Origin of the sequence: Vibrio sp. CJQ_6, from assembly GCF_043106745.1 — a bacterium.
Classification (GTDB): Bacteria; Pseudomonadota; Gammaproteobacteria; order Enterobacterales; family Vibrionaceae; genus Vibrio; species Vibrio furnissii.
Genome location: NZ_JBICMV010000021.1, coordinates 580,244 through 605,284, shown reverse-complemented (window position 1 = coordinate 605,284; position 25,041 = coordinate 580,244). Strand labels below are relative to the sequence as shown.

Annotated in this window: 20 protein-coding genes and 2 tRNA genes; 5 read left to right on the top strand and 17 right to left on the bottom strand. The window is 51.0% G+C overall.

Going from position 1 to position 25,041, the window contains the following annotated elements; all coding sequences use genetic code 11:
- Window positions 1-20: 20 nt before the first annotated feature.
- Window positions 21-416 carry a nitrous oxide-stimulated promoter family protein gene (locus tag ACF8PK_RS13520; protein ID WP_392441766.1) on the bottom strand — a complete coding sequence of 132 codons (396 nt, stop codon included), beginning with the start codon at window positions 414-416 and terminating at the stop codon, window positions 21-23.
- 106 nt (window positions 417-522) lie between these two features.
- Here ACF8PK_RS13520 and ACF8PK_RS13515 point away from each other — a divergent pair, with 106 nt between their 5' ends.
- Window positions 523-702 (top strand): DUF2986 domain-containing protein, encoded by a 180-nt coding sequence (locus ACF8PK_RS13515; protein WP_004726874.1) that lies wholly within the window; start codon window positions 523-525, stop codon window positions 700-702.
- On the opposite strand, the gene ACF8PK_RS13510 is transcribed toward ACF8PK_RS13515, so the two are convergent.
- Window positions 691-1,164 (bottom strand): NYN domain-containing protein, encoded by a 474-nt coding sequence (locus tag ACF8PK_RS13510; RefSeq protein WP_172562423.1) that lies wholly within the window; start codon window positions 1,162-1,164, stop codon window positions 691-693. The genes ACF8PK_RS13515 and ACF8PK_RS13510 overlap by 12 nt on opposite strands.
- A gap of 200 nt (window positions 1,165-1,364) precedes the next feature.
- On the opposite strand from ACF8PK_RS13510, the gene ACF8PK_RS13505 reads away from it, so the two are divergent.
- Window positions 1,365-1,796 (top strand): DUF4174 domain-containing protein, encoded by a 432-nt coding sequence (locus tag ACF8PK_RS13505; RefSeq protein ID WP_154179787.1) that lies wholly within the window; start codon window positions 1,365-1,367, stop codon window positions 1,794-1,796.
- On the opposite strand, the gene cobA is transcribed toward ACF8PK_RS13505, so the two are convergent.
- The 4 genes from cobA to nirB form a co-directional block, all read right to left on the bottom strand.
- Window positions 1,797-2,519: a uroporphyrinogen-III C-methyltransferase gene (cobA, locus tag ACF8PK_RS13500; protein ID WP_392441763.1), complete on the bottom strand. Its 723-nt coding sequence runs from the start codon at window positions 2,517-2,519 to the stop codon at window positions 1,797-1,799.
- Window positions 2,520-2,788: 269 nt separating this feature from the next.
- Window positions 2,789-3,601 (bottom strand): formate/nitrite transporter family protein, encoded by an 813-nt coding sequence (locus tag ACF8PK_RS13495; protein WP_004726878.1) that lies wholly within the window; start codon window positions 3,599-3,601, stop codon window positions 2,789-2,791.
- A 161-nt stretch (window positions 3,602-3,762) separates the two neighbouring features.
- A complete protein-coding gene (gene nirD / locus ACF8PK_RS13490) occupies window positions 3,763-4,086 on the bottom strand; it encodes a nitrite reductase small subunit NirD (protein ID WP_004726879.1) in 324 nt (107 codons plus the stop codon).
- A gap of 13 nt (window positions 4,087-4,099) precedes the next feature.
- Window positions 4,100-6,661 carry a nitrite reductase large subunit NirB gene (nirB, locus tag ACF8PK_RS13485; protein ID WP_392441760.1) on the bottom strand — a complete coding sequence of 854 codons (2,562 nt, stop codon included), beginning with the start codon at window positions 6,659-6,661 and terminating at the stop codon, window positions 4,100-4,102.
- 739 nt (window positions 6,662-7,400) lie between these two features.
- Here nirB and ACF8PK_RS13480 point away from each other — a divergent pair.
- Window positions 7,401-7,586, top strand: coding sequence for a hypothetical protein (locus ACF8PK_RS13480; RefSeq protein ID WP_041943187.1), 186 nt, complete (start codon window positions 7,401-7,403; stop codon window positions 7,584-7,586).
- 139 nt (window positions 7,587-7,725) lie between these two features.
- Window positions 7,726-9,540 carry a hypothetical protein gene (locus tag ACF8PK_RS13475; RefSeq protein WP_143680000.1) on the top strand — a complete coding sequence of 605 codons (1,815 nt, stop codon included), beginning with the start codon at window positions 7,726-7,728 and terminating at the stop codon, window positions 9,538-9,540.
- A 157-nt stretch (window positions 9,541-9,697) separates the two neighbouring features.
- Here ACF8PK_RS13475 and ACF8PK_RS13470 read toward each other — a convergent pair whose 3' ends face one another.
- Window positions 9,698-11,716, bottom strand: coding sequence for an Ig-like domain-containing protein (locus ACF8PK_RS13470; protein ID WP_392441758.1), 2,019 nt, complete (start codon window positions 11,714-11,716; stop codon window positions 9,698-9,700).
- 1,509 nt (window positions 11,717-13,225) lie between these two features.
- Here ACF8PK_RS13470 and ACF8PK_RS13465 point away from each other — a divergent pair.
- Window positions 13,226-14,812 (top strand): BCCT family transporter, encoded by a 1,587-nt coding sequence (locus tag ACF8PK_RS13465; protein ID WP_014257483.1) that lies wholly within the window; start codon window positions 13,226-13,228, stop codon window positions 14,810-14,812.
- 59 nt (window positions 14,813-14,871) lie between these two features.
- Here the strand turns inward: ACF8PK_RS13465 and artM are convergent, their stop codons facing one another.
- The 10 genes from artM to ACF8PK_RS13415 all read right to left on the bottom strand — a co-directional run bounded on the left by artM (window position 14,872) and on the right by ACF8PK_RS13415 (window position 25,024).
- A complete protein-coding gene (gene artM, locus ACF8PK_RS13460; RefSeq protein WP_004726885.1) occupies window positions 14,872-15,540 on the bottom strand; it encodes an arginine ABC transporter permease ArtM in 669 nt (222 codons plus the stop codon).
- Window positions 15,537-16,226, bottom strand: a complete 690-nt coding sequence (gene artQ, locus ACF8PK_RS13455; protein ID WP_055465642.1) for an arginine ABC transporter permease ArtQ — start codon at window positions 16,224-16,226, stop codon at window positions 15,537-15,539. The genes artM and artQ overlap by 4 nt, the downstream gene beginning before the upstream one ends.
- A 1-nt stretch (window position 16,227) precedes the next feature.
- A complete protein-coding gene (locus ACF8PK_RS13450) occupies window positions 16,228-16,959 on the bottom strand; it encodes an arginine ABC transporter substrate-binding protein (protein ID WP_004726887.1) in 732 nt (243 codons plus the stop codon).
- A gap of 49 nt (window positions 16,960-17,008) precedes the next feature.
- A complete protein-coding gene (gene artP, locus ACF8PK_RS13445) occupies window positions 17,009-17,737 on the bottom strand; it encodes an arginine ABC transporter ATP-binding protein ArtP (RefSeq protein ID WP_086027315.1) in 729 nt (242 codons plus the stop codon).
- A 313-nt stretch (window positions 17,738-18,050) separates the two neighbouring features.
- Window positions 18,051-18,124, bottom strand: a tRNA-Cys gene (locus tag ACF8PK_RS13440).
- A 22-nt stretch (window positions 18,125-18,146) separates the two neighbouring features.
- Window positions 18,147-18,233, bottom strand: a tRNA-Leu gene (locus tag ACF8PK_RS13435).
- Window positions 18,234-18,431: 198 nt separating this feature from the next.
- Entirely contained in the window at window positions 18,432-20,588 is a 2,157-nt protein-coding gene (locus ACF8PK_RS13430; protein ID WP_392441755.1) for a TonB-dependent receptor, read from the bottom strand.
- Window positions 20,589-20,983: 395 nt separating this feature from the next.
- Window positions 20,984-21,949: a GntR family transcriptional regulator gene (locus ACF8PK_RS13425; protein WP_158164520.1), complete on the bottom strand. Its 966-nt coding sequence runs from the start codon at window positions 21,947-21,949 to the stop codon at window positions 20,984-20,986.
- Between the two features lie 186 nt (window positions 21,950-22,135).
- Entirely contained in the window at window positions 22,136-24,070 is a 1,935-nt protein-coding gene (gene fhuB / locus ACF8PK_RS13420; protein ID WP_392441835.1) for a Fe(3+)-hydroxamate ABC transporter permease FhuB, read from the bottom strand.
- 60 nt (window positions 24,071-24,130) lie between these two features.
- Complete coding sequence (locus tag ACF8PK_RS13415; RefSeq protein WP_392441753.1) at window positions 24,131-25,024, bottom strand: iron-siderophore ABC transporter substrate-binding protein; 894 nt, start codon at window positions 25,022-25,024, stop codon at window positions 24,131-24,133.
- Window positions 25,025-25,041: the final 17 nt, after the last annotated feature.

Genomic DNA, 25,041 nt, shown 5'->3' with positions numbered 1-25,041 from the left:
TGGTGTTTCGTGGCAGAGATTCATTTCACCTGTTGACGCTGATGACGATTGGACTGGTTCGCCGGAGGCTTGGCCGGCACTCGGCGGCGCTCATGCAGCAAGTGACGCACCGCCAAAATGGGATGATGCAGTAACATTCGCGGCCCCGCGTAGCGCATCACCGCTCGCATCTGCGCTTTGGGTTCGGGCTTATAACAATGAATCGGGCAACGATTGCAAGTTGGCTTGTGCTGACCATAGGGGCAGCGATCAAGGCGTACCTCTGCGTAATGTTGCAGCGCGCGACACGCTTCGCAGAGTCCATTCTCACCTTTGATCTCACTTGGATGATGCGCTTTGCAGTATATCTGCAGCATGCCGTGCACCGTTTTAAACTCCGTCAACAACGCGCCGCCCAGCAGCGATGACAATGCCATGTAGCCACCCTTTCAAACCAATCGAAAACCGTGTACGCGGCTGTTGAGCTTACGGCTGAAAACAAGTAAGCTCCGCACCTCGCAACCTTGACTCCCAGAGCCAGAGATGAACCGTAAAAAGAGAATCAACCAAATTTTAAAAACGAAGCTGAAAAAGCAAAACGCGAAACTGCACAACAGCAACAAGCCTCGTTATATTTCTAAAGCTGAACGCGCCAAGATGGAAGCAGAACAAGCGGCCGCAGACGCGACCGTGGACGAAAGCGTCACCCCATCAGAGGAGTAACGCACCTTCAATCGTGACGTAGCGATTGGCGGCGTCAACCAAGCTTCTCGCCGTCAATCCGGGTACACCATACACTTCCACTTGCTTGCCGTATTTATCCTGAATACGCTTAGCCAGAATATCGAAATCCCCGTCACCCGAGACCAGTACCACCGTATCCACGTCGGGTGCCAGCTCAATCGCATCTAAAGTAATCCCAACATCCCAATCCCCCTTCGCACTGCCATCGGAACGTTGAATGTAAGGTTTCAACATCACTTCAAAGCCGATGCCCCGCAAAATATGGTGAAACTGACGTTGGCGGCTGTCGTTGGAGGCAATCGCGTATGCGTTGGCTTTGACGACATGGCGACCGTTCGTCACCTGTTGCCAAAAATGGTTATAGTTAAAGTGTTGCTGGTAGCGTTCTTTGCAGGTGTAGTACACGTTCTGAACATCCACCAAAATGGCAATCGTTTCCATAATTTTCGTCTGTGCTGCGCGGGCTGGTGAACTCCGGTTCCCGAAGGAACGTAAGAGTAACAAGACCCGAATGTCTTAAAAGGCGGTAAGTGTGCGACCTTACCACACAACCTGCCTTGAACGCGAAAGTTGACGTCACGCGAATGCCTGTCATCCAGCCATTGTGACCCTTGGACATCGCCACAGGAGGACGTATGAGAATGAAGTTATGGGCTCTTTGCCTAAGCGCCCTGCCGCTACTGGCCTTCGCCTACCCACTTAACTCGAATGCATGGTCACATCGCAGCGTGCTGTTCTTCGCGCCTACGGAAGATGATTATGTGCGTCAGTTCTTACTGGAGACCCTGATGCACGAATGTGAATTGGATGAGCGTGACGTTGTCACCATAGTCATCACCGAAGACGGCTTCAGCTATCCCGCTTGGCTCAAACACGAATTCAATCTGCAGGATGTGTCGATGATTTATCGTGTCCCGACCGGCAGTCACACCACGCTGCTTGTTGGCAAAGATGGTGAAGAAAAACTGCGTTGGGGCAAAACCACCGACTGGATGCAGGTGAAAAAGACCATTGATGCCATGCCAATGCGCCAACAAGAGATGCAGCGACGCGTCAGCCGCTGCCAAATCTGATCAGCCTTTAAACCATTTGAGCTTCTCGTGCAGACTGGTCACGCTGCCCACCACAATCAGCGCTGGGCTCTCGGCCTGTTGCGCCAACTGAGGCAAAGTAGCCAGATTGCCGCGGTAAACGCGCTGCTGCGCCGTCGTGCCCCGTTCAATAATGGCGCATGCGGTGTCACCGCTTAGTCCCGCGTTAAGCAGTTGTTCGGTAATGTGCGGGCTCTGTTTGAGGCCCATGTAAAACACCAAAGTTTGGTTGCTTTGCGCCAGACATTGCCAGTTAATGGGTTGACCATCTTTTTGCAAATGACCGGTGATGAACTGCACGCTCTGCGCGTGATCGCGATGGGTCAGCGGAATGCCCGCGTAGGCCGTAGCTCCAGCCGCTGCGGTGATGCCCGGTACAACGTCATACGCAATCTGGTTATCCGCCAGCACTTCAAGCTCTTCACCGCCACGACCAAAGATAAACGAGTCGCCGCCTTTCAAACGCACCACACGCTTACCTTCGCGCGCTTTATCGACCAGAATCTGGTTAATTTGATCTTGCGGCACGCAGTGAAAATCGAGTTGCTTGCCCACATAAATGCGTTCTGCGTTTTGCGGGGCTAAATCCAGAATCGCTTGAGACACCAAACGGTCGTACACCAGCACTTGCGCGTGCTGAATCACGCGCAGCGCTTTCACGGTCAGCAGATCCGGATCGCCCGGTCCGGCGCCAACCAAAGACACAAAGCCAGCGCATGCCTCTGTACATTTCTCTGTGCATTCCTCTGAGCATTCCTTTGTGAATAGCTCAGTAGGAAGCGAGGTCGAGTGAGATGTGGGATGAGTCGTCATAGCAGCATCAATCCATTCAAATTTGAGTATAAAAAGTCACCCTCTGCGCCGCTGGCGGTGAAATGATGACTTGTTATCGTCAAACCCCAGTTGTGATCTCCTCGCTCGGGTTTACAGCGCGCGAGGGAAAGGCTCCGCTTGCGCGCGGAGCCTCTGCTCAATTATTTAGTGCTCAACGCTGGTGCTGTTTTGGCGTGAGTCAGGTAGAGCGGAATGGCAGTAAACAGCAGACCACCAACAATGTTACCCAGAATGGTTGGGATCAGGTTGAAGTTCAACCAAGTCGCTATACCAAAGTCAGCGCCAAGCATCATGCCCAGTGGGAACAGGAACATGTTCACCACCGCGTGTTCAAATACCAACGCGAAGAAGATGAAGATGGGCAGCCACATGGCGGCAATTTTACCCGCGACGCTGCGCGCGGTCATGTTACCAATCACGCCCAGACACACCATCAGGTTACACAGAATGCCGCGCACAAAACAGGTGATCCAACCGTCTACGCCCAGATTTTCGAAACCCACCGTCCGCGCAGTGGCCACTTTAATAAAAGTTTGACCGACTGCGTTCGGCTCAACACTGAAGTTCATCGTCAGAGAAAGCGCAATCAACGCTGCGACAATCAGCGAACCGATCAGGTTACCCAGACCAACCAAACCCCAGCAGCGCAGCACGCGTCCCCAGGTTGCGCCCGGGCGGTTGTCGAGTTTTGCCAGCGGCGCCAGGCCGAATACGCCAGTCACCAGGTCATAACCCATGAGGCTCAGAATACAAAAGCCCACCGGGAAGACCAGCGCGCCCACTAGGCCAATGCCGGTTTGCGTGATGGCAGTAATCGCGACGACAACCGCCAAGGAGAGAATGATCCCGGCCATGGTGCCGCGCAAAATCAAATCACGCGCCGCAGTTTTGATTTTGGCTTCGCCAACGTCCACCATGGTTTGAACAAATTCAGCGGGTTTTAATGCAGACATAAGTGTGTCCCTATCTAAAAAGTGAAATTTAAAAGTGAAAATTGAATAGAGAAAGGCATCGAGAACATCGCTATAAACGGGGGCTGATGCGTCAAGAAACCTTTGTCTATTGAATCGTCGATGGAGCGACATCCCTCCTCCGCAGAGGAGGGATGGTCTGATTACGCGGCGATTTCCACGTCACCGTTCACCACTTGGGCGCGGTACGCTTTCACGCTGAACTGCGCATCTTCCATACACAAGCCCGTGCTCAGATTAAAACGCTGTTTTTTCAGCGGGCTGGCGACCCACAGCTCGCCTTGATGTTCACAAATCAAGCCGCGCGACAGCACATTGGACTGAAAGTACGGGTCCGTATTGCTGATCGCCAATACCGCTTCGGCCTCAGTTGGACGAAAGACGGCAACCTGCTCGCCATTGACCAGTGCACACACGCCAGTGCCTGGAATGATGTCGTTGATGTGACAGATTTTTTCAAAAGACATGATCCACCTTCCCTTATGCTTCAGTCGCCGCGACGTGCAGAATGTCGCCTTTGGCTTGCGGATGTTTTTCAGTAAATGTCGCCGGACGATGCTGCGCACGCTCTGGCACAAACACCACGTTGTCATCACGCTGGTCTGAGTTAATGAAGTGCGCGAAACGCGTCAGTTGCGATTCATCGTGAATGGTCGCTGTCCACTCACATTCGTACTCAGCCACCAGTTTGGCAACGTCGGCTTCAAGCTGGTCGTTGATGCCCAGTTTGTCGTCCACAATCACTTCGCGCAGGTAGTCCACGCCACCGTCCAGATTGTCCATCCAGACTGAGGTACGTTGCAGCGGCGCCGCGGTGCGAATGTAGAACATCATGAAACGGTCGATGTATTTGATCAGCGTCTCACGGTCAAGATCGCTTGCCAGCAAATCCGCGTGACGCGGTTTCATGCCGCCGTTCCCACACACGTACATGTTCCAGCCCGCGTCGGTGGCAATGATGCCCAGATCTTTGCCCTGCGCTTCCGCGCACTCACGCGTACAACCCGACACACCAAACTTCATCTTGTGCGGCGTACGAATGCCTTTGTAGCGATTCTCAATAAATGACCCTAAACCGACGGAGTCTTGCACGCCGTAACGACACCAAGTCGAACCGACGCAGGTTTTCGCCATGCGCAGTGCTTTGGCATAGGCTTGACCGGTTTCAAATCCAGCTTCAATCAGTTTGCGCCAGATAGCTGGTAGGTCATCTTTTTGCGCACCGAACAGGCCGATACGCTGCGCGCCAGTCACTTTGGTGTACAGGTTGTACTCTGCCGCCACAGCCGCGAGCGCGGCCAAGGCTTGCGGCGTCACTTCACCGCCTGCCATACGAGGAATGACTGAGTAAGTGCCGTCTTTTTGAATGTTGCCAAGGAAGTTGTCGTTGGTATCGTGCAGCTTCACCAGTTGGGGTTTCAGAATGTGCTCGCCCCAGCAAGAGGCCAGAATTGAACCCACCAGCGGTTTACACACTTCACAGCCGTAACCTTGGCCATGTTTTTCCAACAGCTCATCAAAGGTTTTGATCTCTTCGATGCGAATCAGGTGGAACAGCTCTTGGCGTGAATACGCAAAGTGGCCACACACATCGTTCTTCACTTCAATGCCTGATTTCGCCAGTTCCGCATTCAGTACCGACGTCACCAGTGGAATACAGCCACCACAACCGGTGCCAGCCCCTGTCGCCGCTTTGACTTCCGCCAACGTATGACACCCATTGGCCACCGCTTGCGCGATTTTGCCTTTGGTAACATCGAAACAAGAGCAGATCACCGCACTTTCTGGCAACGCGTCAGCGCCCAGTGCGGGTTTCTCTGCGCCTGCATGGGCCGGCAGAATCAGCATATCCGGATGTTTTGGCAGCTCAATCTCGTTGAGCATCAGTTGTAGCAAGTCACCGTAGTCAGCGGTGTCGCCCACCAGCACGGCGCCCAGCAGTTTTTTACCATCTTCAGAAACGATAATGCGCTTGTACACTTCCTCTTCTTCGTTCTGGTAAACGTAGCTTTTGCAATTGGGCGTACGGCCATTGGCATCGCCGATGGAGCCCACTTTTACGCCCAACAATTTCAGTTTGGCGCTCATGTCTGCGCCTTCAAAACGGCTGTCGTTGCCGACGATGTGATCCACCGCGACGGTCGCCATTTTGTAACCCGGTGCGACAAGTCCGAAGAATTTCTCGTTCCACGATGCACATTCGCCGATGGCGTAGATATCCGGATCGGAGGTTTGGCAGTGATCGTTGATGGCGATACCACCGCGCGGCGCGATGTCTAGCCCCATTTGACGCGCCAGCTTGTCTTGTGGACGAATACCGGTTGAGAACACGATGAAGTCCACTTCCAGCTCAGAGCCGTCGGCAAACTTCATGGTGTTGCGCGCCGTGGTGCCTTGCGCCACGATTTCTTGCGTGTTTTTGCTGGTGTGCACCTGCACGCCCATGCGCTCAATTTTGTTACGCAGTTGCAGGCCACCTTGCAGATCCAACTGCTCAGCCATCAACACCGGGGCAAATTCAATCACGTGGGTTTGCACGCCGAGCGCTTTCAGCGCGCCAGCCGCTTCAAGACCCAGCAGACCACCACCGACCACTACGCCGCTCTTGCTTTTCTTCGCGCACGCTTCGATTTCTTTGAGATCTTCAATGGTGCGGTAAACGAAACAGTCTTTGCCTTCATTGCCTTGGATTGGTGGCACAAACGGATACGAGCCGGTGGCCAGAATCAGTTTGTCATATTGGACTTCACGGCCCGCACTGGAGTAAACCGTGCGCTGCTCGCGATTGATGTTGATTGCACGTTCACCCATGTGGACTTTGATGCCGTGCTTTTCATAGAAACCCGTTTTAACCAGCGATAGCTCTTCTGCGGTGTGGTGGGAAAAATAGGAGGAAAGGTGCACACGGTCATAGGCGACGCGCGGCTCCTCACAGAAAACAGTGACGTCGAGTTCAGACGCATCCATTTTCTCCACGAGATCTTCGATATAGCGATGGCCGACCATGCCGTTACCGATGATCACTAGCTTCAACTTGCTCATACGGATTCCTAGATAATTGTCATATTTCGTTAAGCAAGATTGTTAATTATGAAAGAAAATGAATTCATGATGTAAATCAATTACAAAATTAAACTACCCTAAAGGGGTAGCATGGTGATTCACAACTCATTAACAGCAAGGCATTTGCCATCACACCTTCGCCATTGTTCGGGATCATTCAACCAAGGCAATCATTACCAAATTGAAAGTAGCAGACAAAAAAATAGGTCACCCGAAGGTCACCGATACTTCCTGAACCCAGCGCAATCAATCATGGCTGGATGGATTGCATCTGTTCATCGTGTAAGTTGGCATAAAAGTGAGCATTGATGCCTCACGAGCCCGTGAAATACGGCCTTCGCACCATAAAAGTGTTTCATGTGTTACATGCTAATGTAACAGTTCACACCACCGCACCCGCGCCGTGGCCTTTTGCTAACTCATTCGTTTATCTCGTGTTTTATACGAAACGATGAGTTTCACGCCACATCCCATCAACCATGGTGTGACACCGCAAGTGTCCGCGGACAGTTCACCAAATCACAATCCTCATGATTTTCAATCCATTAAGATCAGGATCGCTTCTTGCCTTTTAACCCGCATCCGCCTTATCGGCAGACCCGTTTCAAACGCTACCAGCAATTTGGCCTTTGAAGCAGATCCGTAGTTTGACCCGGTCATTCAGCCGTATCACACCATGCGACTTGCTCAACGTCGCTGACTCTTTGGAGAAAAAGTCATGAAACACATTCATTTAAAAGCGCTTGTCCTTGCTGCAGCTTTGGCTGCTTCAAGTGTTGGTGTCAGTTTTGCCGCAACATCGAACCACGCAAACCAAGCACCCGGCGCCAACACCATCATCACCATGCCAACCACATCGTACCGGCCTTGTGACGAACCCGATACCTGTCGTGATTTGGGTTAACAGTGCATCCGACAGGCACCGTTTCAATCACTAACCAAGGTGCTTGTGCGCTGATCATGTTCGGTGCCAAGCCCTGATATGCGGTAAGCGTCATCACTTACCGCCTTGCCTTGTGCGAAAGCACATAAGGAGCAATAAGATGAACATCATACAGGCTCGGAAGTTCCTTCTGGCCGGTATCAGTGCGTTATTTGCAGCGTTACTCAGCTTTTCCGTGATGGCTTCTCTTCCAGGATTGGATCATGAAGAAATGGAGATGGATGGTAACGTTGAAGATACAAACTTTGATGGTCTTCCAGACTGGGAAACCATTAACGACCAAGCCACTTTGGTCGGTATCGCAGAGTTCTTCCAAAAAGATAAAAACGGCACCGACGAAATCTTCTGGAAAGGTAGTTCCAAAGATGAAATCGACATCACCGAATGGTGGTTCCGTTCCGGCTCACCCCAGCCAAAAGATGACTTTACCAACGCTTATGCTGCGGCGTTTTACAACGATCAAGGCGAATTGTTGCTGTACTACGGTGCCGATCGCTACGCCAACAACGGTGATATGTACGTCGGTTTCTGGTTCCTACAAAGTAACGTCGGCATTCCAGAAGGTCAGGCACGGGGCGAGTTCTACGGTGCTCACGCTGACGGCGACATCTTGGTGTTGATCTCGTTTCCGCAATCGGCCGCGGGTAAACCTTACATTCAAGTATTGGAATGGCAAGGCGGCGGTGGTGATGTGGCCACCAACTTAGTTGAACGGTTTGTCACCTTTGGCGATCCGAAAGATCCAAGCTTTGTCGGCGCAAAATGTGGTGAAAGTTTCCTCGGAAACGACTTGGTATGTGGGATTGCCAATGAAGAACCGGTGCCCTTACCCAATGTGGCAGGCTGGACTTATCAAGCCAAAACCGGGGAAACCAACGAGTTTCCATATGAATCGTTTGTCGAAGGCCGCCTCAATCTGAGCAAACTCTTTTTAGGCCGTGACATTCCTTGTTTCTCCAGCTTCTTGGTGGAATCGCGTGCTTCACGATCCATTGACGCCAGCTTGGCTGACTTCGTCGTCGGTAGTTTTGAGTTGTGTAGTATCGATGTGTCGAAAACCTGTAGCACCGCCAGTTTTAATAACGATGGTACGTTCAATGTGGACTACACCATTCAAGTGAAAAACACTGGCCCAGGGACCATTGATGGCTCCCAAATCGTGACCATTGATGACACCCCAAGTGACGGCACCCCATTTATGCTGACCAATAGCGCGGCAGGTTACGGCGCGGGCTCAGTCTGGGAAGTCAACGAAGTGCTCAACATCATGGGTTCGTACGTGTCTGATGTGAACGGGGGCACCAACTATGTCACCGCCAGCGTCACCACCGGCCCAACGTCATCCATTTCTGATTCACTGGATGCAGCAGTGCCGTGTGATGCGTTGCAATTGACGCCACTGCTGACCATCAGTAAAGCCTGTGATGCGTACCTCGAAGCCACAGGCGGACTATTGGCCGTCGCGAAACAGTATGAAATCGAAGTGTGTAACACCGGTAACGTTCCATTAGACGTCACCAGTTTGACCGATGACAAAGACGCCTCACTCAATGCCAGCTTCGATCTGGATTATGCACTGAGCTGTAACGACCCATCCGATACCAGTTGTGGGGCGGGTAATGAATGTGCGCTGTTTAATTCAGAAAGCAACCTGTACGCCTGTCGAAATACCGCAACCACGGAGTGGATGCCAGCAGGCAGCGGAGGCGACATTTGTGTGGTCACGTCCGGTTCGTACTACCCAAGTTCACTGGCTGAACTGGTGGGCATGAACGGCACATTGTCGAATCAAGCGACCGTCAAAGCCACATCGCCCGTCGCAGACACTGGCTTGCTGAGCACCGTCGGACAACAATCCGACCCAGCAACCTGTGATTTGTGCCCGGCACCAACCACACCGCCAGCCTCGAATTAATGGGCTGACATACAATAATGGGCTGACAGACCATGAATCAGTTGATACGCAAAAGGGGCGATAAATCGCCCCTTTTTATGCAATGGATACAACTGATGTAATGGAGATAACTGATACAATAGATACCGCGCTGGGTGATTGCCTGTTGCCTGCCCGTTTAACGCGTTTTACCTTTCCCGCCTTTTGACCCCGAAGTGGTCTCTGAACCGGAACCGGTACTGCTCTTTTGCAGCTCGATGTTCACGGTCGCGGTCGCGGTGTCGGTTCCATCAGTGATGGTGTAAGTAAAACTGTCCATCGACTTGAACGATTTCGCAGGCACGTACGTCAGCGTACCGTCACCATTGGCATAGACCGTCCCTTTGCTGCCTTGACCAACCGACACCAGTTGCAAGTTGTCGCCATCGGCATCGTAGTCATTACTCAGCACATCAATGGTGACCGCGGTGATGCTGTTGATGATGACCGTTTCACCCATCGCTTGTGGCGCTTGGTTGGCCGTGCCAGTGTCGCTGCTCGTCACTCGCACTTGATTGGTCGCACTGCTTGTGGCGCTGCTGCCTGAGCGTTGCGTGTTTGCTTGCACCCAATAGTCCGCTGCATCTGCGTCGCTTGGCACCATCACACTCATGCTCACTTGCTGCGTTTCACCCGGCTGTAAGGTCAGTTGGGTTTGACTCAAGTCTGCGCTCCATCCGGTGGGCAGCGTGTCACTGAACGTGAACGTTGCCGAGCCACACTCGCTGGTATCATTGTTGGTCACCGAGTACGTGAATTGGACGGCGTCCCCCGCCTGAGCATTGACGATCGCGGTGCTGCTGGCCGTCAGTGTCGCCGATTCAACGGTGCACGTTGCCGCGCTTTCATTGCCATACAGCACCTCCAACGTGACACTGGCAGCGTCTGACGACACCACGCTGATGCTGATACCGTTATGTGCATCTTGGTAGGTCTGCCCCGGATGCAAGCTGATGTCATACCAATCCGACCCTTCATCAGTCGCGCTTTCTGGCGTGGTATCCAGCAACAAACTGCTGCTTGGCGTGTTGTCAGTACCTTCACGCAAACGCACGCCATCCAGATAGTGCGCATAGTAAGTCCCAAACGCACCATCAAACCCAACCGCTTGACGGTATTCAATGTAGTACCATTCCGCATTGCCGCTGGCATTGATGCCCTTCAACACTTTCAGCGTTTTGGGCGCGCTGTTATCGCTTTCTTCAAACACCGACAACGTCACCAAGCCGCTGCTTTGCAACGTCACCACGCGGTTGTCTAACCAGCCCAACTGCTCTTTGTGGAAGCTGTTGAAATGCGTGGTGTAGGTTGCGTTCCCCATGGCGCTTAGGGTATCGCCATACTCGGTCACGGTGCAGTTGCTGCCATCGGTGACGGCCGTGCCACACTCTTTTTTGTTGGCATGATACAGCCCCATGTTATGGCCCAGCTCATGGAATACGGTGTCGGTGGCAAAGCGGCGAATAAAGGTATTTTTGCCCGACACTTCGGCCTTGCCCGACCAAGAGCACGCGCCGTAGTAAGGCATCAGGTACATCACGTGATCATAGGCGTTTACGTCGTAACCACTGCTCGCCAAAACGGCTTGTGCTTTCATCGCCAGATCCGGTGTTTTGCAGCTGGTGGTGTCGTAATCAACCACAATGGAAGGCGCAACCTGCCCTGTCAGGCTCATCGCGCCGTAAGAGGTTTCTTGGAAAAATTGATTGGCTTGGTTGAGCACCAGCTCACTGATCTCCGACGTGGTGTAACGATCAACGTCATAAGATGGCGCATGTACTTCGACGACTAAAATCGTGCGCTCGCCACTGATTGCCGTTGCGTTGGTTGACGTCACTGTGGTTGTGGTTGACGAAGACGACCCCGTAGATAAAAGCGTGATGCCTTCATCGTCGACAGCGAACTTGTCGTTGTTCGCTTGACCGTGCAAACGCACATGCTGACCCGATTTCAACCAACCGGGATTGCGGGCTAAGGCGATTTCACTGCGATTGTTCTGATTGTCGATGAGCCAATATTTCAGCTGACTATGACCTTGAAAATCTTCATACTCGATACTTAACGTCCCTTCCAGAGCAGTGGTTTGTGCTGCGTAAGCGGTATTTACAGACATAAGGACGCCGATGGACGCAAACAGGCCCAGCGAAAATTGGTTCATATCAAACCTCGCGGTAAAGCAAAAACACAGAGAAGAGTCATTCGAGTTTGCGACAGCAAATCGCTGATATAAATAAAATTGCATACCACTGCAATTTTTATTTAATGATCAGAGAAATATCTCTACATTTATAGGGTGTATAACAGTTTCATTGCAATCGCGTACATATATTCCATTGCAATGACGAACTTGTGAATTAAATTAAATCTAAATCCCCCCTCAATATAAACCAATGAATATTGAGAGCATCACTAAATCATAAAACTCATGTCACTCACGAGATGCTTTATCAGTAACCAGTCGCATATTTCTATTTAGCTTGCCGAATAAAATACCTCTTGAGCGGTGAGAATACTAACAAAACCACTGGTTAAAATTCAACCAATTTTATTTATAAAATGATAAATAAATAGAAATCGACGGAGAATCAAAAACCTACAAATCAAAATAAATGGTGAGATTTCATTTTCCATCAAATGAAGAAAAATTAGACTAACAGCTCGAAAAAAGACAACATTCCTTTGTCATGAATACAATAAATATCAAAAAGTTGCCTCGCAAATGACAAACTTTTGACAATGACAAAAAAACGTCATTTCATCTCTAACTAATATTTAATTCAGAGAAAGAATACCATTCTACGACGATATACACATGGCAACACATCGATTATAAACGGAGAGCATGAATTTTATTAATTTTCGATATCATATTGCCTTTTATAAAATCTAACAAAATTAAAAACCCGAAGATTAATACACTCAATAAAATACCAGTCATTTAAAAAACAAACTGCATTTAAATGATTCATCAACATTCCAACTTTGATATTTAAAACAGCTACGTCGTTGTTTCTAGCTTCAATTTTTCTCATCCGTACGGCATCATCAACGCAGCAACAAAATAAATTCTCTTGCTCATTCATTGCCCTCAGATGGTTTATTTAAAGAACTCCCTCAAGTCGGCTCCCACACCGAAATAGAGCGCGTCGATTGACGTAACAATTCGCGACCATTGTTCATTTTGGTTATTTTATGAACAATATTTATCATCCGCCGTCACCACATCCGCCATGAATCCGCGCTGCTCGGCCGCCAACGTTATCCACCCAAACAAGTCAAAACTGACGACCTGGGCAGATCGCATGGCGTGGATCACACTGCCAATCAAGCCAATCGGCAGACCATTCCTCTATCGAGCTTATCAATCGCCCTTCCTCGTGAGCCTCGGCCACAACGTCACCGTAACACGTGCGAATGACTGCATTGCTCTCGGCATCAGACCGAACAAGCAAACCTTTCGTACACATAATGATTTGCGTTAAAAAGAAAGACGTTTAAACCGTCTAAAAAGCCACAAACATTGACTAATTTGACTTTAATACTCATTTTTAGTTATTATTTCGCCAACAAAAATAATTCGAGTACAAATTAATTTAATTTTTAACCTGCTATCTGGCCTTGTTGAGACAAGCAATTTGGATAGAGCACAAAACATTTGAGCGATTTTATGGAAGATGCTTTAAAGAAATACAGTATAGAAACGACCGACTATCAGGTGGGTCAAGACAACATTCAGAAATGGGGCTTTGACGTCCACAACGCCGTGTTTGGTATCAGTGCAGGATTGATCATTCTGTTTCTGGCCTCACTGCTGATTGTTGACCCGATCACCGCCAAAGACGCACTGAACGCGTTGAAGAACGGCATCATTGACGACTTCAGCGCCTTCTTTATGTGGGTGACCAACTTTTTCCTCCTTTTCACCTTTGCGTTGATGGTTTCTCCTTTTGGTAAAATCCGCATCGGCGGTAAAGATGCCGTGCCGGATCATTCCCGCGTCTCTTGGTTATCGATGCTTTTTGCTGCCGGGATGGGGATTGGCTTGTTATTCTGGAGTGTTGCCGAACCGACCGCTTACTTCACCGATTGGTGGGGCACGCCATTGAACGTTGAACCCTACACACCGGAAGCCAAATCGCTGGCGATGGGCGCCACGATGTTCCACTGGGGCATCCATGGTTGGGCCATTTATGCGATTGTTGCATTGGCGTTGGCGTTCTTCGCGTTCAATAAAGGTTTACCGCTTTCCATTCGCAGTGTGTTCTACCCTATTTTTGGCGACCGCGCGTGGGGCTGGCTTGGCCACACGATAGATATCATGGCCGTGTTGGCCACGTTATTTGGTTTGGCGACCTCGTTGGGCCTAGGCGCACAACAAGCCACCAGCGGCATTAACTACATTTTTGGTACCGATGGCGGCATCGGCATGCAGCTTGCTGTGATTGTGTTTGTCACCCTTATTGCTATCATTTCCGTGATTCGAGGCATCGATGGCGGCGTCAAAGTGCTCAGTAACGTCAACATGGCGTTTGCGTTTGCCTTGCTCATCTTCATTATCGCCGTCACTTTCGACACGGCCATCACGTCCATTCCTGAGACGTTCATGGCGTACGCGCAAAACATCATTGGTTTGAGTAACCCGCACGGTCGTGAAGACCAAGTGTGGATGAATGGCTGGTCTGTCTTTTACTGGGCTTGGTGGATTTCATGGTCACCATTTGTCGGCATGTTTATCGCACGCGTCTCTCGTGGTCGTACCGTCCGTGAATTCCTGTGTGCCGTGGTGTTCATCCCAACCCTACTCACACTAATTTGGATGGCTGTTTTTGGTGGCATAGCCCTTGATCAGGTGGCGAACAAAGTGGGTGAACTGGGCGCACATGGCCTGACCGACATTTCGCTGACCCTGTTCCACGTGTATGAACAGTTGCCATTTGGTCGTGTGATTTCGATGATCTCGATTGTGTTGATTCTGATCTTCTTTATTACATCGTCTGATTCAGGCTCACTGGTGATCGACAGCATCACCGCTGGCGGTAAAGTGGATGCTCCGATTCCGCAACGTATTTTCTGGGCAAGTGTTGAAGGGGCGATTGCAGCCGTGATGCTTTGGATTGGTGGTAAAGAGGCGCTGCAAGCACTGCAATCTGGCGTGGTCGCCACCGCCCTGCCATTCAGCTTTGTGTTGTTGCTGATGTGCATCAGCTTGGTGAAAGGGTTACGCACCGAACAAGCGCTCTACGCCAAACCCTAACGCACTCTAAAACGCAAAAAGGTCAGCCTCGGCTGACCTTTTTTAGTTTGTCGCGTCAATTAATACGCTTCAAACGCTAACGCTTTGCGCTCGATCTGGCGGAACACCAACGTCAGCAATCCATTGACGCTCAAGTAGAACAGCCCCGCGACACCAAACACGGTTAACGTATCGTAGGTTTGCGCATTGATGCGCTGCGCATAACCCATCAAATCCATGATGGTAATTGTGCTTGCCAGCGACGTGCCCTTAAACACCAAAATGACTTCATTGGAATATGCTGGCACAGCGCGGCGCAAGGCGTATGGCAGCAACACACGCAGCGTTGCTATTTTATTCATACCCAGCGCGCGGCAAGCTTGCCATTGCCCATCTGGGATCGCGTTGAACGCCCCTTTAAACAGTTGCGAGCTGTACGCGGCCGTGTTGAGCGCCAACGCCACCATGGCACAGAACCAAGGCTTGCTGAGCCATACCCACAGCACGCTTTCGCGAATCCATTCAAACTGACCCGGCCCGTAATAAACCAAGAAGATCTGCACCAACAGCGGCGTTCCGGTGAACAGCGTGATCACCGCGCGGCTCACCCAATGCAGCAGCGGCGTGCGCATCACCAAAGACACCGTCATTAGCAATGAGAGCAAACAGCCCACCAACAGCGAGGCCGCCGTTAACTGTAAGCTGGTGCCTAAACCTTCGAAAAGTTGCCAAAGATGCTGTTCTTTCATGCGCTTGCTCCTTCTTGGGAACTCATGCCTTGCACGGCGAATTTCTTATCGATCACTTTCACGGCGCGTTGGGTGATCAACGTGATCACCAAATACACCGCCGCGGCTGTGGCGTACCACGTAAAGGCTTCGTGAGTCGCCGCAGAGGTCAATTGCGCTTGCTTGAGCAAATCGGTCACTCCGATCAACGACACCAACGCCGTATCTTTTAGCAGCACCAACCACTGGTTCATCAACCCTGGCAGCGCATGTCGCACCGCTTGAGGTAACACAATGCGAAAAAACGCACGGCCCGGAGGAATACCTAAGGCACTAGCCGCCTCGCGCTGACCTCGACCTACCGCTTTCAGTGCGCCACGCAACGTTTGCGCAGCGTACGAGGCAAAAATCAAAGACAGGGCGATAACCCCGGAAATAAACGGACTGATCTCGATAAACTCGCCGGTGATCAGAAACAGCACCTGCGTTGAACCAAAATAGATAAACAGCACCACCAATAGCTCCGGCAGGCCGCGGATCACCATCACCAACAACGTCGTTGGCCATTTGATCAGTTTCATTTTGGCCATTTCGCCACTGGCGAACAGTAACGCTAATAACAAACCGACCAGCAAGCTGGCAAACGCGATTTGCAGCGTCATCCAGCTTGCGTGTACCAGCGATAAAGAGTAGCCCGTTAATGCCATCTTACTTTCCGAAATACTTATTGAAGATCGAGGCGTACACGCCGTTCTCTTTGACTGCGCTCAACGCGTTGTTCAGTTGTTCCAACAGCGCTTGATTGTCTTTGTTGACGGCAATACCAAAGCCGTTGCCAAAGTATTGTGCGTTCGTCACGTGCTCACCAACATAAGTCAGGTTGCTGTCGCCTTTAAACCACTCAGCCACCACCGCGGTGTCCCCGAACACGGAATCAATACGGCCGTTTTTCATGTCGATAAACGCATCTTGATAGCTTGAGTAAGGAACCGCGACCACATCCGGTAACTGCTCAAGCAGGTAACTTTGGTGAGTCGAACCATTTTGTACGCCGACACGCTTGCCTTTCAGCGCCGCTTGATCAGCCACTTTGCCCGACAATGACACGAAAGCAGCAGAGTTATCGTAATAAGGATGAGAAAAGTTCACCTGCTCTAAACGCGCTTCAGTAATGTCCATCGCTGAAATCGCTGCATCGTAGCGCTTAAATTTCAGTGCTGGGATCAAGCTATCGAACGCTTGGTTGTGGAAACTACATTTGGCTTCCAGTTGTTGACACAGCGCATTCGCCAAATCGACGTCAAACCCTTGAATTTGGTTATTTTCATCCACGAATTCAAACGGTGCGTAGGTCGCTTCCATTACGAATTTGATCTCTTGCTGCGCGCTCGCGCTGGCTGAAACCAAACCAATCAAAGATGCTAAAAGGATCTTCTTCATTGCAATACTCCAACTTTTGCAGGACTGGCACGTGAAGCCAGAGGGATAATTAGTGTTTTAGATAATCCGCAAACTGTTGCGTTTGCGGCTGGGTAAATGCTTCGTGAGTGCCGTGTTCAATGATGCGGCCTTTCTCTAGGTACAGCACATGGCTGGCGATTTTCTTGGCGAAATCCACTTCATGCGTCACCACCACTTGAGTGATACCAGTACCACTTAACTCTTTGATAATTTTGACCACTTGGTTGGTGATCTCCGGATCAAGCGCTGCGGTCGGTTCATCAAACAACAACACATCGGGTTTCATCATTAATGCACGCGCAATGGCGATACGCTGCTGTTGGCCACCCGACAGTTGCAACGGCCACGCATCGGCTTTATCAGCCAGTTGCAGCGTCGTCAGGATCTCAATCGCTTGCTGCTTGGCTTGCGTTTTATCCAGACCCGACACTTTCACTGGGGCTTCAATCAGGTTTTCCATGACCGTCATGTGCGGCCACAAATGATATTGCTGAAACACCATGCCGACTTTGCGACGCAGCGCTAACCCTTGCTGCTCAGAAGGGTTCTGAGAAAAATCGAACGATTGATTGGCGATGTTGAGTCGGCCGCTATCGGCTGTTTCCAGCAGATTCAGCACTCGCAGCAGCGAACTCTTGCCAGCCCCACTTGGGCCAAGCAACACCAAGGTTTCGCCCTTCGCGCACTCAAAACTGATATCGTTCAGTACTTGTGTTGTACCGTATGACTTATTTACACCATCAACCCGAATATTCATGCCTAAATTCTGCATTAATTACCAATTATCGGTAATACTACTACGACCGCGTTTTTATGCAATAAAAATGTATAAAAATGGAAATGATGAGTTTTTTGTATAGATATGTTGCGAGAATGTAGTAAGAACGACTAATTCAAGGCAATGGCAGTAGGATTGAAAAATCACAGCGAGTTCAACACGAATCCAACGATTCACGCGAACAATTGCGAGCGATCGATGAGAGCATCAAACGAAAGATGTAAAAGAGAAAATCAAATGGAAGATATAAAAAGGAAGTGGTACGAAGGAATCAGATCATGAAGAAGAGAAATGGAGGCGCGTCCCGGAGTCGAACCGAGGTCCACGGATTTGCAATCCGCTGCATGGCCACTCTGCCAACGCGCCTCAATGGATGGTATCTGATTGATGGTGCCCCGGGCCGGACTTGAACCGGCACAACTCGAAAGTCGAGGGATTTTAAATCCCTTGTGTCTACCAATTTCACCACCAGGGCAACGCAATCATGCGATGGTAACACCATCCGTTCCAGCAACATCATTGCGGGAACGGGGCGTACTTTAACGGATTGAATGTTCAGGTCAACAAAATAATTCATATTTATCAACCGAATGAACAACAAACACGCCACGCGGTATGTTTTGCGCCCAATACGGATAATGATTGGGCGCAAATATGGGTGTGACGGGATGGGTTAGAAGGTCACTTGGTAGTTGAGTGTGTAGGTACGACCGCGGCCTTTGTAGTCATACGCGGCGGCGTCATACTGCGCCGAGTACAAGATTTGTGCGCGCTGACCCCAAATGGTGGTGTAATCGCGGTCAAACAGGTTTTGAATACCAAAGCCCAAGCTACCGACAGGCAATTGATAGCTGCCGACCAAATCAAACACGGTGTAACCATTGAGTTTGTTATCCGAGGCATCGGTGTAATCAAACATGGTTTGACTCTGCACTTTAACAGCCAGCGCGTTGTCCACCCAACGGGCCCAAGCGTTCGCTTTTGAGGTACTGGCTTCACCGGCGGTGTAATCTTCCCAACCGTCGTCGCCTTTGACTTCAGAAATCACATAATGACCCGACGCGCCCAGCTGAATGTTTTGGTGTACCCAATAAGAGGCGAGCGCTTCTAAACCGTAGACGCGTTTCTTATCTTCAATTTCTTCAATCAGCATGGTGGTTCTGTTGTAAGTCACCGATTTATCCGATTGAGAATAGTACGCCGCTGTTTGTAAGTTGAACGCGCCCGTATCGAGGCGGTAACCCAATTCAACACTGTCGGTTTTAATGCCCGACATTTTCGAATTGTTGACGTTGATGCTGTCGTTCAACTGCCAATGATCGCCCACCAATGAATAACTGCCTTGGCCGTAGTATTTGGCCGGATCGGCGAGATCAAAACCTTGGGAGAAACTCGCCCAGATTTGAGAATCGCGGTTGAGGTGATAAATGGTGCCGAGGTTGAACAAGCCCACACTGTAGTCGGTTTCGCCCCCCGGAACGGCATCAGCCGAAGTGCCATTGCCTGCCGCAATTTGGCGTTGCTGGCTGTAACCAACGAAGTCATCAATCTTGTTTTGCAGGTATTGGTAGCGCACGCCCCCATCGACGCTCCAGTCGTCGGTGATGGCATAATCGGCCTGGACAAAACCCGCAACGGAAAGTACTTCAACACCGGGGTAACGGCCAACTTGCGCATAGGTTTTGTTGATCAAGTTACCCGAATTGTTCGCGATGGTGGAATCGTACAAGGCTTGGTTGCTGTCGAGCTTGTCTTGATATGCATCCACGCCATACACAAGGTTTAACTTGTTAAAGCTTTTGGCCAGCGCCGCTTTGAGTGAGATCACCTCGGTGATCTGTTGACCCGAAGATTGATAGTAAGGTGTGTAAGTCTGGTCTTCTTTTCGGTACGACGCTTCAGCGATCAATTGATGGCCAAGGAACTGTTCATCGACATACGATGCGCTCAACATGATGCGTTCGGTACCATGCTCGCGATCTGAATCGAACCCTTTGCGCACATCAACAAATTTGTTGTTCACAATGTACAAGCCGTACGGCGAATCTTGTTGGCTGTCGTAGTATTGCGCCAGCAAATTCAGCTTCTTGGTTTCCGAGAGATTCACGCCCACCGTGGTGAGGAGATCGACCGTTTCGTTGTATTGCAGCGAGCCTTGCGAAATATCCGGAGTGACGATGGTGCCATTGCCGTCGTAGAACCCTTGCGTTTTGGTATAAACCACCGAAGCGCGCGCTTGAACGGTGTCATTACCGCCGGCTATAGACTGACCGATTTTGTAGTCAGCATCTTCGTTGGAATTAAAGCCCGATGTGCCGCCGACGAAAGTTTCCAGCGTCAATTCAGGGCTTTGCGCTTTCTTGGTGATGATGTTGATGACACCGCCGGATGCGCCCGCGCCATACAGCGACGTGGCACCAGACAGCACTTCAATGCGATCGATGTTAAACGGATCAATCGAATCCAGATGACGGCTGATGTGGCGTGACGATTGCAGTGATACACCATCAATCATCACCAACATGTTGCGGCCACGTAGGTTTTGTCCGTAGTTGGTGCGCGCGCCACTGCTGACATCCAGTGACGGAATGGCCGTTGCCAAAATTTCGCCAAGTGATTTACCGCCGCGGTATTCCTGTTCAATCTGCGCCGATTCGATGTACCACACCGTGCCGGGAATGTCGCTGATCGCTTTGGGAGTGCGGCTTGCCACCACCACCACTTTCTCTTGCGCTTTAATCTCTTCTGCTTGGGCTGAAAATACGGTCGTTGCAGCGGTGACCGCGGCAGCAATGGTACAAAGTTTGAAACTGCGTGTTAGAAATTCCATTTTATTCTCTGTGTTGAATCTCAGGCAAAGCGCCACGAATTCTGCGACTCATGTGCGTACTTTGACCGTGGTTTGGCTCAATAAGCGCATCGTCCGATGTGAGCTAACTCGGACACGCTTACGCTCGTGAAAAGACACAAAATGCGATGATGCATACGGGCTGACCGTTCAAACCGCACGCTTCAACGCCATGATCAAGCGATGAACGCCACTGCTTTTCTGATTACAAATAAGAATCATTATTATTGTACTTTCGCATTCAAAAAACAATACGCAAGCGTACAATTATTTATAATTTGGATAATTAAAGGGATAACCCATCATCTGGATGAAACGCCTGACGGGAAAAACGAGAAGTAATTCAGCCGAGATAACCTCGGCTGAATAAAAGAAAGTTATTGAAATGAATGGGATTTGCTTGCGATGCTGTCGATCAGCGCTTCACGTTGAAGCGGCGTGACGTTCATGACGTCGTTATAGGTCCGTGTCATGACGCGAATGTCATTCTCCAGCAATTGAACCAGTTTTTTCGCCGCAGCTTGATTCTCTCCATCCAACACAAGCTCGATGATATCCAATCGGCGCTGACACGCTTTGCTCACTGACGACTGCAGATGCATCGAGACCAGATCGGTCGCTTTGCGCAACCGGTTGTGTTGTTGCATGGTGCCAAGCAAAAAGCGATTTCCTGAACACGCCGCAAGTAACTCATGGAATTCGGCACTGAGGTGAAACAACTGGCTGGCATTGATACTTTGCGGGTTAGCGATCGCCTGCTGATGTTTGTCTCGGCAGCGTTCAAACGCCGCGCGATCCAACTGCCAACTCGGCTCCAATAAACCTGCAGGTTCAAAAATCAAACGACAGCGATAGCTTTCGGTGTGGCGTTCCAATGTATTGAGCACGCCATCCAAGTGCCATTTATATCCGGGACTGCGGCGCACAATGGCATCGTTTTCCAACAGTCGCAGCACCTGTTGAATCTCGCCGCGATTGGCGTCATAGCGCTGCTGCAACTCCTTTTCGGAGAAGGTGGATTCCATGTCGCCAAAAAACAGGTCGGTCAACAAACGCAAATAGAGTTCGTCCAATCGCGATTGCTGACTGCTCACATTGTCGATCGCTTGTATTTCGGTGGCATCCACCAACAGCACAAACCCTTTGTAAGGCACCGCTTTGCAAATGCCCCGCTCACACAAGTGCTTGAGTACCGTGCGCACCGGCGTGCGCGATACTTCAAACGCTTGCGCCAGTGACGATTCATTCAGGCTGCTGCCGGCTTTCAACTCGTCCGCTTTAAATCGGGACACCATTTTAAACAGCAGTTCTTGTTGCAGCCGCGTATTGGCGCTCTTATCCATATCCGAGATCACATCAATTGATTGTTGGCTTTATGGTAAACACAAAGCCGCCCCTTTGCCAAAATTGTATTTTCGCAACCAGAATACAATCTGTTTTTACATACTGTTCATACAAGCCATTAGTACAAGCCAACCACTTGGCAGTCCAACGGAACAATCCAACGGAAGGGGCAAGCTGCGAGCGGGTTAGCGTCTCATGAGGTAGAGGAAGTAGCCACCGCCGATCAGCGATGCGAGTAACCCTGCGGGGAATTGCCAAGGAAACCACAAGGTTCGACCGATCCAATCCGCGCACACCATAATGATCGCGCCGAGCAAAGCGGCGGTCAGCAGTTGAGGCACAGCGCGATATTGATGCAGCGAACGCGCCATGTGCGGCGCCAACAGGCCAATGAAGCTCAGGGGGCCAATCACAATCGTGCACAGTGTCGTCAGCCCTGCCACCAACAAAAGCAGTACCAAACGCACCATTTTGACATCAACGCCAATGCTTTGGGCGGTGGTGTTGCCCAAGCCAATCAGTTCAATCCAGCGATGCAGGGTCAGCGCCAATGCGCCGATGATGGTCACGCCAACCGCCAGTAAAGTAACATCTTGCGCGGCCACCAGATAAGTCGACCCCGACAGCCAAGTGAGCAGCGCGGTCGCGTTGTCGCCACCCGAACTCATCACCACACGCAGCAAAGCATCCAAGCCAGCGCTCAGTGCAATACCGGTTAACAAGGTTTGCGTGGGCGCAAAATTGTGCTTTCTGCCCATCGCCCACACTAATGCGGTCACAGACACCGCGCCCAAACACCCCAGCAACATTTGCTGCTCACGGCTCACGGTTAGCCCCAATTGCGTTCCTAGCACTAACGCCAGCGCCGCGCCAGAGCTGATGCCCAATACTTCTGGGCTCGCCATCGGGTTATTGGAAATGCGTTGAATAATAGTGCCCGCGAACGCTAAGCCGATTCCCGCCCCCAGTGCAACCAGCACGCGAGGTGCGCGCAGTTCAAACAACGAGGGCGTGAGTGCGAGATTCCACCCCGCTTGGTTTTTCCCCACCACCACCGCAAGACTGCACAGGCCGATCAATACCATCGCCAAGATCAGCAGCACTTTGCGGCAATCAACAAACTGATAATGGCCGACTGATTCCGATCGTGCTTTGAGTTCCGATTTCAAATGGGTGCGTTGCAGCAACCACAATAAAAATGGCGCGCCCAGCAAGGCGGTCATCGCGCCAGTCGGTAACAGTTCACCGCCTGCGCCTGAAAACGGTTGAACGACAAGATCCACCATCAGCAGCAGCGTGCTGCCGATCACGCCGCTCAGCGCAATTTGTTGAGTTAACGTTCTCGCGCCCAGCATGCGCGCAATAGCTGGCGCAACGATGCCGACAAAGCCAATCAACCCCACTTCACTGACCACTGCGGCGGTCATGAATATTGCCAGTGACAAACACAGTAGCTTGATTTGCTTAATATTGACGCCCAACGACGTCGCCACTTGGTCGCCAAACTGCAATGCTGATAACGGGCGTTGCAACATAAGCAACAACCCCGCAGGCAAAAACACCGCAGGTAGCAACGTCTGAGTACTCGACCAATCATTCTGATTGAGTGCGCCGGCGCCCCACACGAATAAGCTGGTCAAGCGCTGTTCATGCAACATCAACATCATAGTATTCAGGGAGCCGAGAAACAGGCTGACCACCATCCCGGCTAACACCATGTGCAGCGGCGAATAGCCTCTAGAAGCGCTGAGCGCAAACACCAATCCGGTCGCCATGCATCCGCCCATGAAGGCCGAAACAAAGCCCGGCACACTCCATTGTATCGGCACAAACAACATGCCAAGAATGATGCCAAACTCCGCGCCAGCCGCGACGCCGAGTGTGGTGGGCGAAGCGATCGGGTTGCGCAGCACAAACTGCATCACGCATCCGGCAACCGCCAACGCAAAACCACACAACAGCGCCATGCTCAAGCGCGGTAAATAAGTTAACTGAGTGATCAAATGCTGGTAGTTCGAAGCATCGAAATGAAACAGCGTGTCCCAAATCAGGCCGATGCCCTCGGCATACGGCGCGGTTATATGAAGCATTACGCCGATGAACGCGATTACCGCGACCATCGGGAACACGGCGCGACTCAGCGGCAACATTTGGCGAGGCGGGGTTTGTACGCTATCCATTTATTGGCCAATCAACTGCTGCGCAATGTGGTCACTAAAGCGCTGCGCTGCGATTAAGCCGCCAAAAGTCCAAATCGCGGGCAGTTCGTAGACTGAATCACTGCGGGTGAATGCCATGGCTTGCCACAACGGCGATTGCGTCAGTTGCTGATGCGCAGTCGGCTCCAAAGGCCCGAAGATCATCACGCGGCTATGTTGGTGCTCAGCCACTTTGGCAATGCCCGCGGTGGTAAAGCCCCACAGGTTCGTGGCTTCCTGCCAGTCGTTCTTGAGCCCCATCGCACGGATCGTTGCATCCGCCAACGAGCCTTGGCTATGAATGCGCAGCGTTTTGTCGTTGATAAAACGCACAAACAGCAACGGCTTATCGGCGGCGCCAGCCATGCGTACTTTGTCACCATTGGCCACCAAACGTTGCTTGGTTTGTTCAATCACGTGCTCAGCTTGGGCTTGTTTATCCAACAGTTGACCTAACGAGCGCGTCGCAGATTGCGCAGCTTGCAGCGGCGCACGTTGATCGTCATACAAGGTATGCACCAACACCGGGGCGATTTTATTGAGCTGCGCATACGCAGCGGCCATGTGTTTGCTGATCAAAATAACATCGGGTTTGAGCTCGGTGAGTAACTCCAAATTCGGTTCACGGCGAGAGCCCACATCCGTCACGGCTTGTGGCAATGTCGGTTCCACCACCCACTGGCGATACCCTGCAGCATCGGCCACGCCGATGGGTTGCACGCCCAAACTCAATACGGTTTCTGCCAATCCCCAATCCAAGGCAATGACGTTTTGAGGCGGCGACTCGAACGACGCCACCCCCATTTCATGCGTCACGTCGAAGGCATACGAAGAAAAAGTGCAGATTGAAAGCAGCAATACGATGACTTTATTCACAATGAAGTCCTTGTCAT